This is a genomic window from Pseudoalteromonas atlantica (genome assembly GCF_043641955.1).
GTDB lineage: Bacteria > Pseudomonadota > Gammaproteobacteria > Enterobacterales > Alteromonadaceae > Pseudoalteromonas > Pseudoalteromonas atlantica_A.
Genome location: NZ_JBHZRV010000005.1, coordinates 191,878 through 204,872, shown reverse-complemented (window position 1 = coordinate 204,872; position 12,995 = coordinate 191,878). Strand labels below are relative to the sequence as shown.

The window sequence follows — 12,995 nt, the reverse complement described above, 5'->3', positions numbered from 1 at the left end:
ATAAAAGCGTCGGCATTATAACTTTATTTTAGCCGCTAAACGAGCTTTAAGCGCACACTTGTACGCTTAAATTCCTCATCATTAAAAATAAAACGGCCCGCATTGTGCGGGCCGTTTGTGAACAGATAAAAGTATCGCTATTCTGCCTGTGCCGGATCAGTACCTTCATCATTGTCAATCAGCTCGACCTCAGCCTCATCAACGCGCTGCAAGCCTCTGGGTAACTTATTACCTCTGCGCCCGCGCTCGCCATGATAATGCTCAAGATCGCTCGGTTTCAGTGTTAACTTACGCTTACCGGCATGTAGTGTGACACTCGAGCCTTGTGGGACAACGGCAAGCACTTTTACAAATTCTTCTCGGGCTTGTACCTTAGCACTAGGTATAGAGATAATTTTATTGCCCTTACCTTTACCCAACTTAGGTAAATCACGAAGTGGGAATAGTAGCATCCTGCCCTCGTTTGAAATCGCCATACAATAATCTGTAGCAACATCATTAACCCGAATAGGTGCTAATAACTGCCCACCTTTTGGCACACTAACTAGCGCTTTACCGTTTTTATTCTTACTGACTAAATCGATAAAATCAGTAATAAAACCATAGCCAGCGTCTGAAGCCATTAGTAAGGCTTGCTTATCTTCTCCCATTACAACGTGCTCAAAATTAGCACCTGTAGTGAGATTAAAGCGCCCTGTCATTGGCTCACCTTGACTTCGTGCTGAAGGCAAACCGTGCGCATCAGTGGCAAATGCACGCCCTGCAGAGTCTAAAAATACTGCGGGTTGATTACTCTTACCCCGTGCCGACGCTTTATATTCATCCCCTGCTCGGTAGTTAAGGCCTTCAACATCTATATCATGGCCTTTACCAACGCGTGCCCAGCCTTTTTCAGACAGCACTACAGTCACTGACTCTGACGGGATGAGATCTTTCTCACTAAGAGCTTTAGCCTCAATACGTTCAACTACTGGAGAGCGTCGATCATCGCCGTATAACTCAGCTGCTTCTTGGATCTCTTTTTTAAGTAACGTTGACATACGGCGATCTGAACCTAACGTTAACTCAAGCTTGTCACGCTCTTTTGCTAACTCGTCTTGTTCACCACGAATTTTAAACTCTTCAAGTTTTGCTAAATGACGTAACTTTAACTCTAAAATCGCTTCAGCTTGAATATCTGTGATACCAAAACGCTCCATAAGAACAGGTTTTGGCTTATCTTCAGTACGAATTATTTCAATCACTTCGTCGATATTTAAAAAGGCCGCTAATAAACCTTCTAAAATATGTAACCGAGCGAGAACTTTATCCAAACGATGCTGCAAGCGACGACGCACTGTTTCACGTCTAAATACCAGCCATTCAGTTAAAATACTGCGTAAGTCTTTTACTTGTGGACGACCATCAAGGCCTAGCATGTTTAAATTAACACGGTAATTTTTTTCAAGATCGGTAGTAGCAAATAAATGAGCCATCAGTGGCTCTGCTTTTATTCGATTTGACCGTGGGATAATAACAATGCGTGTTGGGTTTTCATGATCTGATTCATCACGTAAATCAGCAACCATTGGCAATTTTTTGGCATTCATCTGAGCTGCAATTTGCTCAAGTACCTTACTACCAGAGCACTGATGCGGTAACGCAGTGATAACAATATCACCTTGCTCCTGTGTATACACAGCGCGCATTTTTATAGAGCCACGCCCCGTTTGATAAATCTTTTGAATATCAGCTTTAGGAGTAATTATTTCAGCATCTGTTGGGTAATCAGGCGCATGAACAAGTTCTAGAATTTCATTCAGCTCTGTCTTGGGCTTATCAAGTAATAAACAACAGGCGCTGGCCACTTCGCGTACATTGTGAGGTGGAATGTCAGTTGCCATACCCACAGCAATACCTGTGATACCATTAAGCAATATATGCGGAAGACGCGCAGGCAGCACTTGCGGTTCATTCATAGTACCGTCAAAGTTTGGAGTCCAATCGACAGTACCTTGGCCTAACTCTTTAAGTAATACTTCTGAAAACTTAGATAAACGAGCTTCGGTATAACGCATTGCAGCAAATGATTTAGGATCATCAGCAGCACCCCAGTTACCTTGACCATCCACAAGCGGGTATCGATATGAGAATGGCTGTGCCATTAACACCATAGCTTCGTAACAGGCACTATCACCGTGTGGGTGGTATTTACCAAGTACGTCACCAACGGTACGCGCTGATTTTTTATATTTAGCCGCAGCTGATAAACCCAGCTCACTCATAGCATAAATAATACGACGCTGAACTGGTTTTAAGCCATCACCAATATGTGGTAATGCTCTATCCATGATTACATACATGGAATAATTCAAATAGGCGTCTTCGGTAAAACGCCCCATTGTTTGTTGCTCAATTCCTTGCATCAGCAAGGTATCTGTATCACTCATCAAAGCCTACCTAATTTTTTTTATAGCTTACACGGTAGATCACATTGGCATAATCATCGGAGATCAATAAGCTGCCATCGGCAAGTTCTGCAAACGCAACCGGACGACCCAACGTTTCTTCGTTTTTCATAAAGCCCGTTATAAACGGCGTGTATTTTATCACACGTCCTTGCTCAATAGTGGCAACAGCCACTTTATATCCTGATTTTTTACTGCGGTTCCACGAACCATGTTCAGCAACAAATAACTGCTGCTGATAGTTTGCTGGAAATTGTTTTGACTTATAAAAATGCATACCTAATGGAGCAACATGGGCACCAAGCGCTAAAGCCGGTGCTTTATAATCTGTAATACTTTTACCTATACCAAATTCGGGATCCAAGATTGAACCAGCATGAACATACGGAAAGCCAAAATGTTCACCCTCTTCGCTAACACGGTTAATTTCACAAGGTGGCAGGTCATCGCCCATCATATCGCGGCCATTATCGCTGAACCAGAATGCTTGCGTACTAGGGTGATAATCAAACCCAACTGAGTTTCGCACCCCTTTGGCAATGGTTTGAATCTCTTTTGTGTCTACATTTAATGAAAATATACGCCCATATTTTTCGTTTTCAGCACACACGTTACATGGTACGCCAACAGGCACTATCAACTCACCCGTTGGTGAAAAGCGAATAAACTTCCAACCATGGTGGCGATCTGTAGGAAATTTATCATAAACCACTTCATACGTTGGTTTTTTTAAGTGTTTATCGATATCTTTAAAACGGATGATTCGCTCAACTTCCGCAACGTACAAGTCACCGTTTTTCATTGCCAGACCCGAGGGCATATTCAAGTCTTTAGCAATCACTATTTTTTTATCTGCAACGCCATCGCTATTGTGGTCAATCAACGCATACACGTTACCCGCTTTGCGAGACCCCACATATACTATGCCTTTTTTTGATACCGCAAGTTGCCGTGCATTTTCAACATCATCTGCAAACAAGCTAATTTTAAACCCGTCAGTGACAGTTAGCTCTTTAAGTATGTCCATAGCAATAGCTGGCATACTTAGGCATCCTAGTATAACGAATATCATGCGTAATTTATTCATACACTTCTACCCTATTTCGGCCCTTTGTTTTAGCTGCATACAAGGCTTTATCTGCTTGCTTCAGTAAGTCTTTAAATGTGTCAGTTTGACTGCTTTTTTGAGTAACTCCCAAACTAACAGTGACTTTTGCTGTTTGACCATTTTCACAATCTATTGTCTCTTTTTCGATTGCGCTTTTGATGCGATATGCAATTTCAGTTGCTTCTATTTGATTTGTATTATTTAGCACAACTAAAAACTCTTCTCCGCCAATCCTTCCTAAACAATCATTATCACGAATAGCTTGTTGAGCTAATATCACCACTCTTTTTAAAACAAGATCCCCCACAGGGTGACCATATTCGTCATTAATTCTTTTAAAGTGGTCCAAGTCAAAACTAATAAGAGAGAAATGAGTGTCAGTTTTCGATAGCTCCTGCCATTGCTGCTCTGCTAAGTCCATTATTTTTCTACGATTTGCAACACCTGTTAAATAATCTGTATTAGCAAGTACGCTAAACTTTCGCTTAAGTCTGTATTGGCGCCATGCAAAAAGCAAAAACACCACGGATAGTAATAATACGCTTACCATGATTGTTTTTTGGAGTACTTCCTGTTGCTCAAACTCTGTTAGTCTTGCGTCTTTTAGCTCTTTATCTTTTTCTAATAGTTGATTTTCAAGTTCGGTTTTTTTCAATTCAAATTGTACTTTATAGCGAGAGCGCGACAACTCTCTCATTTGATTAAAATACTGCTCATTGAGGTTAATATAAGCTTGTTGAAAAGCGACGGCTTGTTGAAACTCTCCTGTTAAAATGGCATGTCTACTTTGTAACTCAATGAGCTGGAGTCTAAAAGTAATACTATTTTGGACTGGGATGCTTTTAATTTTTTCTTCAACGCTGTCAAATGTTTGCAACGCTAAATCTAGCTCATTTTTTTCAATTTCTATTTGGGCTTGAATTAACTGGTATCTAATAATGCTTTTAATATCTTCGATTTCTGGTAACCAAGAGGCACTTAAATTCAAAAAATGCTCGGCTTCTACCAAATTGTCCAATGCTAGATAACCTTGAGTCAGTATAATATAAGCATAGTAATCAAAACTGGGGGTATTTAACTTATCATTTATTGTTAAGATCTTATTGGCTAGGTCATTTGCATCGTCAGCTCGGCCAACATTTAAATACGTTTTAGCTAAGTAATAGTATGACACCATAATGTCAAACTTAAGGTCGTTTTCTAAAAAATATTTAAGCGCCTTTTCTTGTAGCTCTATCGCTTTATCATAATCAAACAACGCCTCATACGTCCGTGCAATACTACCATCAAGGTACGCTAACTTGAGTTTATTACCCGTTGTTCGGCGCAATGCGTAAGCCTTATAAAAGTAATCTATCGCATTAACTTCATCATGGTTATTTAAATAAAAATCACCTAAAGCCGCGTAAACATCTGCAATTAAAACGGTATCATTGAGAGGTTCAACCAGCTCCTTCGCTTTATTTAAGTTTGCTAATGCAAGTTCAGCATCCCCCAAATACATGTTTATATCTGATCTTATCATCCAGAAAGAAATCTGAGTTGTTATATCCAGCTCATCCAAATGCTCACTAATTTGCTGCTCTAAAACTTGAGCCTCGCTCAACTGACCATTAAAAAGGTAGTTTCTTGCGAGTTCAATTTGCAGCTTCGAATGTTGTAAATCAGTTAATTTCCCGGCATTTTTGCGAAGTAGATCCAGTAGGTAATCAATGGCTAAACTTGGATGTTTAATACTTTTTTTATCAGCCGTTACTATTTTTTCCTCTAACCATTTATCTTCTTGCATGGCGCCAATACTAGCGGCTGATACAAACAAACAGCAAACAAATAAGCAGCTTATTGTTAAGCGATATACACTAGCTAGTGGTAAACTGCCATTTTGTTTTCGATACATAATATACCTTCGAGTTTATACTTGAGCGCGGTTTCCATGATCTTCTAACCATTGGCGTCGGTCAGAGGAGCGCTTTTTAGCTAGCAACATATCCATCATTTCTAAGGTCTGCTCTTCTTCATCCAGCGTCAGCTGCACTAATCTGCGTGTATTGGGATCCATGGTTGTCTCACGCAATTGTAAAGGGTTCATCTCACCCAACCCTTTAAATCGCTGTACATTCACTTTACCGCGTTTCTTTTCTGCTTCAATGCGCGCTAATATGCCCGTTTTTTCATCTTCATCGAGTGCGTAATACACATCTTTGCCAATGTCGATTCTAAATAGGGGTGGCATAGCTACATACACATGCCCTTCTTTAATTAAGGTAGGGAAGTGGCGCACAAATAATGCACATAAAAGTGTCGCAATATGCAACCCATCCGAGTCAGCATCAGCCAATATACATATTTTATTATAGCGCAAGCCTGAAATGTCATTTGAATCAGGGTCAATTCCTAGTGCAACCGAAATATCATGCACCTCTTGAGACGCTAATATTTGTCCTGACTCAACTTCCCATGTATTTAAAATTTTACCGCGCAGGGGCATTATCGCTTGAAACTCACGATCTCGCGCCTGTTTAGCTGATCCTCCAGCTGAGTCACCCTCCACTAAGAAAAGCTCAGTACGGTCATTATCAGCTGCACTACAATCAGTTAATTTACCTGGCAATGCAGGCCCTGCTGTTACACGTTTACGGACTACTTTTTTCGCTGCGCGTAGGCGACGCTGCGCATTGGAGATACACAGTTCGGATAACAGCTCTGCGATATCTGTATGTTCATTTAGCCAAAGGCTAAATGCATCTTTAACTATCCCCGATACAAATGCTGAACAAGAACGTGACGATAGTTTTTCTTTGGTTTGACCGGCAAACTGTGGGTCTTGCATCTTAACCGATAAAACATAGCTACAACGCTCCCAAATATCATCAGGCGTTAGCTTTACACCTCGAGGAAGCAGGTTTCTAAATTCACAGAACTCACGCATTGCTTCAAGCAAACCTTGGCGAAGGCCATTAACGTGTGTACCGCCTTGTGCAGTTGGTATTAAATTCACATAACTTTCAGCAATTGATTCACCGCCTTCTGGCAACCATACAACCGCCCAATCAGCGCCTTCTGTCGAGCTTGAAAATTCACCAGTAAACGGGTCTTTAGGGATTACTTCATAGCCTTTTACAGCTTCATTTAAATAATCGCGCAAGCCTGTTTCGTAATACCACTCTTGGGTTTCTTTTGTTTGCTTATTGATAAGCTTAATACGCAAGCCTGGGCATAAAACCGCTTTCGCTTTCAATAAATGATGCAGCTTGGTCAGAGAAAAATTTGCCGAGTCAAAATAGCTTACATCAGGCCAAAACCTAACAGTGGTACCCGTGTTGCGTTTACCAACGGTACCAATCACGTTTAAGTCTTCAACTTTATCGCCATTTTCAAACGCCATCATAAATTGCTGGGCATCGCGACGAACAATCACTTCAACTCGCGTTGATAATGCATTTACAACTGAAATACCTACACCATGAAGACCACCAGAAAACTGGTAGTTTTTGTTTGAAAACTTACCACCAGCATGTAATTTGGTAAAAATGAGTTCAACACCCGGAATACCTTCTTCAGGGTGAATATCAATAGGCATACCACGGCCATCATCTGAGACTTCTAACGAGTTATCTTCATGCAGAATGACGTCTATTTTACTCGCGTGGCCCGCCATAGCTTCATCAACACTGTTGTCTATGACTTCTTGACCTAAATGATTCGGACGTGTGGTATCAGTGTACATACCCGGACGACGTTTAACTGGTTCTAAGCCATTTAATACTTCAATGGCTTCGGCGTTATAATTTTGCTGACTCATAGTTTTTATCTTTTTATGTGCTTAGCTATTTTTTACGTGATTTTAAGAAAGTCTACAATGCTTTCAAAGGTACTCTCAAAGTTTTTAAAACTATGATCACCTCCAAATTCAATATGTTGTTTGCATTGCAAATAATATTTTACTGCCTGCTCAAATCCGAGTACTTCATCACCCGTTTGCTGTAATAAATACAGTAACGAGGGCTGCTTCAACTGTGCTACAAAGAGTGCTTTTAACGCATTAATATGGCTTTTATTTAGTTCGTAATGGGTATCCTGATACGGATTATAATTCGCCCCTAAAAATGAACTTAACAATAAAAACGGCTTAACCGCAGGATTTATTAGCACTGCAGGAAGCTGATACCTTTGTGATAAATAAGTGGCATAAAACCCACCTAATGAGCTGCCTATTAAAACCGAGTTTGGCGTTAATAATTGCTCTAGTTGAATTATTGCATGCAATGGTTCGTGACTTAAACGCGGTACACAATATTCTACATTGTAGTGTGCCATATACTCGCCGAAGCGCACAGCTTTATATGACTTTTCACTGCTATTAAAACCGTGAATATAGATTACTCTTTTAACCATATCACATCCGTTTCACAACACACGCTACCTGTTTCAAGACTTTTAGACACTGTAATCAATCGGTACGCAGGCCCGAGATTTTGCTGTGACCACTGCGGAGTATTTTTTGTAAATTGCACTGAACTGGCCGGTGTGGCAACTACATTTATGTCTCGAAAATGAAAGTTATAGTCATTATGAACATGACCATGAAAAAGCCAATTAACTTGATTGCTGTTGTTTAATACATTGAGTAATTGCGGACCATTTTCCAACATATGTTTATCTAAATAGCCATTAATAGACAAAGGGTTATGATGGCAAAAAGCAACACTTTGGCACTGTGATGATGCCAAGTAAGTAATAATGTCGTCCAAGTGATGCTGAGTGACCCATCCCGCAGGTGTGGCACCTTTTGAATTAAGAAGCATAACATCAAAACCATCTGCGCTAAGAAGCTTAGCATTTGAAATCTGCTTGTTACTTAACTGTGTCAGTAACTCAATCTCGTCATGATTACCTGGCAACCAAACGACTGGGCAGTCTAATGCTGATTGCTCAATTAATTGAGCAAATAAGTTATATGACTCTTGGCTGTGATCTTGTGTTAAATCCCCGCCAAAAATTACACAATCTAGGTTTTTCTTGGCCATATGCGACAAGCAAGCGGCGAAATGTTCAGCGGTATTTACGCCAAAATATTCACCATCAGATTGTGCAAATAAGTGACTATCAGTAATGTGCGCAAGTTTTAACGTCTTTGTCTCGAACTTTAAGCTCTCATCAAACCAAGCCATTATTTACATCCCAATTAAGTACAGAACGCCCGCTTTCAACGCATGCCACTAACCAGTCATAAAGGAATGCATTAAGCTGATATTTTTCATCTTTTTGATGCATTAGTGGATTGGGGTAACCATAAGAAGGCTTAATTCTTTGATGGTAATCATGATGAATAATTTCAGCCACCTTAGCGTCGTGATAAAGTCTGACCGTTAAAAAAAGAGGATTCATCCCTTTAATAGTACCCGATAGTTGAGTAATTGAGATATCCATGGTGTATTTAGCACAACCATCTATGTTTATTTCAAACTGATGCTCACCTAATTGAACCTGGCGTTTTTCTGCTACCTCTTTTTTAGCAGGCAATAACTTTAATGCCCGCAAGTAGTTGTGCTCACATAAAGTAAGATACTTAGGTAAACTTTGAATGTATCGTTGTTTCACTGCTGTTGCTGTCAAATTTGCGCCCTAAAGTTAGAGGTTAAAGGTAGCTTATTAAGATTGATTTAGTATGCGCTCACGATTTAACGCCAACCACTGCAATGAAATTACAGTAGCGGCATTGTCTATTTCGCCATTATTTAAGCGCGTCATGGCATCATTAAAACTTATAATGTGTGTTTTGATATCTTCACCTTCAGTTTCAAGACCAAAAATACCACTTTGTAAATTACTTAAATCAGCAAACGCTAAATACAAATATAACCGTTCCGTTGTCCCACCAGGACTAGATAAATAAGATAACATATACTCTAGATGCTGTAATTCAAGCCCTGCCTCTTCAAGTGCTTCGCGTTTGACCACGGCTTCATAATCGGTGCTTTGGTCTGTCATTCCAGCTATACATTCAAGCAACCACGGCGAGTCTTTACTACGCATAGCCCCTATACGAATTTGCTCAATAAGTAAAAGTTGATCTGTTTTAGGGTCATATGGCAATACAGCCACCGCATCTCCGCGCTCTAAAATTTCGCGTTTGATGGTCTCAGATTCTCCACCTGCAAACAGCGCATGCTTAAACTGGTATAAGTTAATTTTAAAAAAACCATCATAGAGGTTTTCAATTGGCTTCAGTTTTACATCATCATTGCTAAACTGATTGATTGTTTTGATCGCCATTACAGCTCCATTATTTGTTGCTTAACTCAAAATGTTTGTGAACTATTATATTCTGTTACACTTGTTTGCGCTGTTTTACACAATTTTTTTGTTGTTATTTTACAAAACAGGTTAACATGCTTTTAGTACGCAAATTGTCTAAGGACTGAACGACCAATGAAAAAGAACATTTTATCTGCGCTGATCGGTTTATCATGTGCATTGACTGCTACAGCATCAAATGCTGAAGATCTATTACAAGTATACGAAATCGCCACTGCAAATGATCCCACTGTTTTAAAAGCAAAGGCCCAAGCTGATGCTCAAGCTTACAACAGTGACCGTGCTTTAAGTGCCCTACTTCCTCAAATCGGTTTCTCGATGGGTTATGAAAAAAGAGATGGCACGTCATATGATGGCACCGATGCCCTTGGTTATGCAAAAATAGATAGTGAATCTGACACGTTCAGTCGTGGCTTAAACTTAAATCAAACTCTTTTTGATTTAGGTGCATGGAACTCCCTTGGTATTGCAGATAAACAAGCTTTACAAGCAACAGCACAATATGACTTTGCACAACAAGACTTAATAGTACGTGTAGCTGATGGTTACTTTAACGTATTAAGCGCAATTGATAAGCTTGAATTTGTACAATCAGAAAAACGCGCTATTGAACGCCAGTTAGAACAAACAAAACAGCGTTATGCCGTCGGCTTAACAGCCATTACTGACGTTCATGAAGCTCAAGCACAGTTTGATAACTCAGTCGCGCAAGAAATTGTTGCAAAAAATGGCGTTGAAACAGCACGTGAGTTACTTCGTGAAATAACCGGTAAATATCATGCAAAACTTGATATGTTAAATACTGAAACATTTTCTACTGTTAAGCCAAACAAACAATCAGCTGATTTCGTAAAAATAGCTGAGCAAAATAATTTAAATCTTCAAGTTGCAAAAGTTACTGTTGATATTGCTAAAGATCAGATCGATTTAGCTCAAGCTGGGCATTATCCAAAATTAACCCTAAGCGCAAGTTATGGCGATTCATTAAGTGATACTGCTCGCAACAATATGAAGCCTCGTGGTGATAGCACAACGGTAGGGCTTAACTTTAGTGTACCGATATACTCTGGTGGAGCAACAACGGCTGCCACAGACCAAGCACGTGCGTTTTATGTCGCAGCAAGTGAAGATCTAGAATCTTCACTACGTGGCGTAACCCGCTCTGTGATTACATCTTACAACCAAGTTGTATCAGATATTGCGACCTTTAAAGCGCTTGAGCAAGCTGTTGTTTCTGCTGAAAGTGCGCTAAAAGCAACTGAAGCAGGCTTTGAAGTTGGCACACGTACTATTGTTGATGTACTTATCAGCACACAGAATCTATTTAATGCAAAAAGTAACTTAGCGAATGTTCGTTATCGTTATGTTGTTTCAACACTGCGCTTAAAACAAGCTGCAGGCACATTAACGAGTGAAGACTTAGTTGCTATTAACCAAGGGTTAAAAGAGATTTAATCTCAACCACTCCTAGTTAAAAGCCAGCATTATGCTGGCTTTTTTGTATTTTTTATCGCATACAGTTAAACTGCTTCTTTTAATTTTTGAGATGTGTTTTGTGGTTAACTCTTCCTCTTTTAAGCTATCTTTTTTAGGTCCCCGTTATTGGCTAACGTGGGTAGGTGTGTTTTTTCTTTACTTAATTTCATGGCTTCCGCAAAAGTTACAGTTAACCATGGGTAAAAATTTAGGTAGATTAGTTCATCGCTTTATGAAAAAGCGCAGGCATATTGCCGAAGTAAACGTCAAACTTTGTTTTCCAGAGTTATCAGCCCAAGAACAGCAGCAGCTTGTTTTAAAGAATATGGAAAATACAGGCATCGCGATGATGGAAACAGGGATGGCCTGGTGGTGGCCACAATGGCGAATAAACAAAGCATGCGGTTCTATCAAAGGCATTGAACACTTAGAGAGTATTCAGCGTTCAGGAAAAGGCGCGTTACTGTTAATACCTCATATGCTGCATTTAGAAATGACTGGCCGTGTAATGGGCATAAAGTGCCAAGGTGTTGGTTTTTACCGCCCCCACAACAATCCATTAATGGAATACTTTACTACAAAAGGCCGTTTACGTTCCAATGAGTATCTCGTTGGCAAACGAGATGTAAAAGGTCTATTACAAGCGCTTAAAAATAAAAAGGTTTGTTATTATTTGCCGGACCAGGATTATGGCCGTAAACGATGTGAATTCGTGCCATTTTTTGCTGTACCCGACGCAGCCAGCACGACTGGAACCTTACTTTTTTCAGCAAGTAAACATTGCGACGTTGTCAGCCTTACAAGTCGCCGTGATGAACAGGGTAAATATCATCTGGAAGTATTACCAGTGCTCAATAACTTCCCTAGCGGCGATAATAAAACAGATGTCACGCGGGTTAATCAACGCATAGAGCAAGCAGTAAATATAGCACCAGAGCAGTATATGTGGTTACACAGGCGTTTTAAAACTCGTCCTGATGAAAATGCACCGTCTTATTACAAGTAGCAGGTGACTTTGCGTTTTGAATATGATTTTATAAACAAAAATAAACAAGAGTATTAATTATGTGGTTTTGGGTTAAGCATTTATCATTAGCTGTTATTCTCATATTGGCTGCTCTTTATTTTTTATTTGGCCACGGCCCTGTCGTTAACGTAAAAGAATCGACCAATGCCGCTGCGCAAGGGCTGTCTCGTTTTTACGCATCATTACGCAACCAAATAAACAAAAGTAATGAGCGTGATAAATATGTATTAAAACTCTCTGCGCCTGACGTAAATATTGATGCTGCATTGATTGAGCGAGCCAAAGTTGTTGAGCCATCAACGCCCAATTGGTCTGGAGAGTTAATGCCAAGACGTTTTGAAAATGGATCTACATTAAAAAAAGTGCTTTCTGATTACGCCCGTGAAGAAGACATTGTTTTGTATTGGTATCTAAGTAAAGATTATGTTGTTAAAGATCATTTTCGCGTCGACAGTAATTTTAACTCCACCTTGTATCAAGTTGGCCGTGCAATCAACGATGACTTTGAAAATGAGGTTTACACGTTTTTTTGTTATAAACAAAGAGCAGCCGTTATTACCGAACTACCCTCTGAATATGTACGTGAAAACTGCCGCCGTTTAAAAAGTTAGGGTCTGTT

The 12,995-nt window shown here is 39.9% G+C and carries 11 protein-coding genes; 3 read left to right on the top strand and 8 right to left on the bottom strand.

What is annotated here, in order from left to right:
* Nucleotides 1-137 precede the first annotated feature (137 nt).
* From parC to ACHUE3_RS12210, 8 genes are read right to left on the bottom strand one after another with little or no spacing between them, the layout of a single operon-like run.
* Nucleotides 138-2,429: a DNA topoisomerase IV subunit A gene (gene parC / locus ACHUE3_RS12245; RefSeq protein WP_394192694.1), complete on the bottom strand. Its 2,292-nt coding sequence runs from the start codon at nucleotides 2,427-2,429 to the stop codon at nucleotides 138-140.
* A gap of 10 nt (nucleotides 2,430-2,439) precedes the next feature.
* Nucleotides 2,440-3,534, bottom strand: coding sequence for a PQQ-dependent sugar dehydrogenase (locus ACHUE3_RS12240; protein ID WP_394192693.1), 1,095 nt, complete (start codon nucleotides 3,532-3,534; stop codon nucleotides 2,440-2,442).
* Nucleotides 3,527-5,452 (bottom strand): tetratricopeptide repeat-containing diguanylate cyclase, encoded by a 1,926-nt coding sequence (locus tag ACHUE3_RS12235; RefSeq protein ID WP_394192692.1) that lies wholly within the window; start codon nucleotides 5,450-5,452, stop codon nucleotides 3,527-3,529. The genes ACHUE3_RS12240 and ACHUE3_RS12235 overlap by 8 nt, the downstream gene beginning before the upstream one ends.
* Before the next feature lie 15 nt (nucleotides 5,453-5,467).
* Nucleotides 5,468-7,357 (bottom strand): DNA topoisomerase IV subunit B, encoded by a 1,890-nt coding sequence (gene parE / locus ACHUE3_RS12230; protein ID WP_394192691.1) that lies wholly within the window; start codon nucleotides 7,355-7,357, stop codon nucleotides 5,468-5,470.
* Nucleotides 7,358-7,389: 32 nt separating this feature from the next.
* Nucleotides 7,390-7,950 (bottom strand): YqiA/YcfP family alpha/beta fold hydrolase, encoded by a 561-nt coding sequence (locus tag ACHUE3_RS12225; protein ID WP_394192690.1) that lies wholly within the window; start codon nucleotides 7,948-7,950, stop codon nucleotides 7,390-7,392.
* Nucleotides 7,935-8,726 (bottom strand): metallophosphoesterase, encoded by a 792-nt coding sequence (locus tag ACHUE3_RS12220; protein WP_394192689.1) that lies wholly within the window; start codon nucleotides 8,724-8,726, stop codon nucleotides 7,935-7,937. Before ACHUE3_RS12220 ends, ACHUE3_RS12225 begins: the two co-directional genes overlap by 16 nt.
* On the bottom strand, nucleotides 8,713-9,171 hold the full coding sequence (locus ACHUE3_RS12215) for a DUF1249 domain-containing protein (RefSeq protein WP_394192688.1): 459 nt from the start codon (nucleotides 9,169-9,171) through the stop codon (nucleotides 8,713-8,715). The genes ACHUE3_RS12220 and ACHUE3_RS12215 overlap by 14 nt, the downstream gene beginning before the upstream one ends.
* 36 nt (nucleotides 9,172-9,207) lie before the next feature.
* Nucleotides 9,208-9,831: an NUDIX domain-containing protein gene (locus ACHUE3_RS12210; RefSeq protein ID WP_394192687.1), complete on the bottom strand. Its 624-nt coding sequence runs from the start codon at nucleotides 9,829-9,831 to the stop codon at nucleotides 9,208-9,210.
* A gap of 156 nt (nucleotides 9,832-9,987) precedes the next feature.
* On the opposite strand from ACHUE3_RS12210, the gene tolC reads away from it, so the two are divergent.
* The 3 genes from tolC to ACHUE3_RS12195 all read left to right on the top strand — a co-directional run bounded on the left by tolC (nucleotide 9,988) and on the right by ACHUE3_RS12195 (nucleotide 12,987).
* Complete coding sequence (tolC, locus tag ACHUE3_RS12205) at nucleotides 9,988-11,328, top strand: outer membrane channel protein TolC (protein WP_394192686.1); 1,341 nt, start codon at nucleotides 9,988-9,990, stop codon at nucleotides 11,326-11,328.
* Nucleotides 11,329-11,428: 100 nt separating this feature from the next.
* Nucleotides 11,429-12,355 (top strand): LpxL/LpxP family Kdo(2)-lipid IV(A) lauroyl/palmitoleoyl acyltransferase, encoded by a 927-nt coding sequence (gene lpxL / locus ACHUE3_RS12200; RefSeq protein ID WP_394192685.1) that lies wholly within the window; start codon nucleotides 11,429-11,431, stop codon nucleotides 12,353-12,355.
* Between the two features lie 59 nt (nucleotides 12,356-12,414).
* Nucleotides 12,415-12,987 carry a TcpQ domain-containing protein gene (locus ACHUE3_RS12195; protein ID WP_394192684.1) on the top strand — a complete coding sequence of 191 codons (573 nt, stop codon included), beginning with the start codon at nucleotides 12,415-12,417 and terminating at the stop codon, nucleotides 12,985-12,987.
* Nucleotides 12,988-12,995: the final 8 nt, after the last annotated feature.

What these genes read in the sequence shown, in the direction of transcription:
- ACHUE3_RS12235 (WP_394192692.1), bottom strand. Translation starts at nt 5,452, where the DNA reads ATGTATCGAAAACAAAATGGCAGTTTACCACTAGCTAGTGTATATCGC.
- ACHUE3_RS12220 (WP_394192689.1), bottom strand. Translation starts at nt 8,726, where the DNA reads ATGGCTTGGTTTGATGAGAGCTTAAAGTTCGAGACAAAGACGTTAAAA.
- ACHUE3_RS12195 (WP_394192684.1), top strand. Translation starts at nt 12,415, where the DNA reads ATGTGGTTTTGGGTTAAGCATTTATCATTAGCTGTTATTCTCATATTG.
- ACHUE3_RS12240 (WP_394192693.1), bottom strand. Translation starts at nt 3,534, where the DNA reads ATGAATAAATTACGCATGATATTCGTTATACTAGGATGCCTAAGTATG.
- ACHUE3_RS12210 (WP_394192687.1), bottom strand. Translation starts at nt 9,831, where the DNA reads ATGGCGATCAAAACAATCAATCAGTTTAGCAATGATGATGTAAAACTG.
- parE (WP_394192691.1), bottom strand. Translation starts at nt 7,357, where the DNA reads ATGAGTCAGCAAAATTATAACGCCGAAGCCATTGAAGTATTAAATGGC.
- ACHUE3_RS12225 (WP_394192690.1), bottom strand. Translation starts at nt 7,950, where the DNA reads ATGGTTAAAAGAGTAATCTATATTCACGGTTTTAATAGCAGTGAAAAG.
- parC (WP_394192694.1), bottom strand. Translation starts at nt 2,429, where the DNA reads ATGAGTGATACAGATACCTTGCTGATGCAAGGAATTGAGCAACAAACA.
- tolC (WP_394192686.1), top strand. Translation starts at nt 9,988, where the DNA reads ATGAAAAAGAACATTTTATCTGCGCTGATCGGTTTATCATGTGCATTG.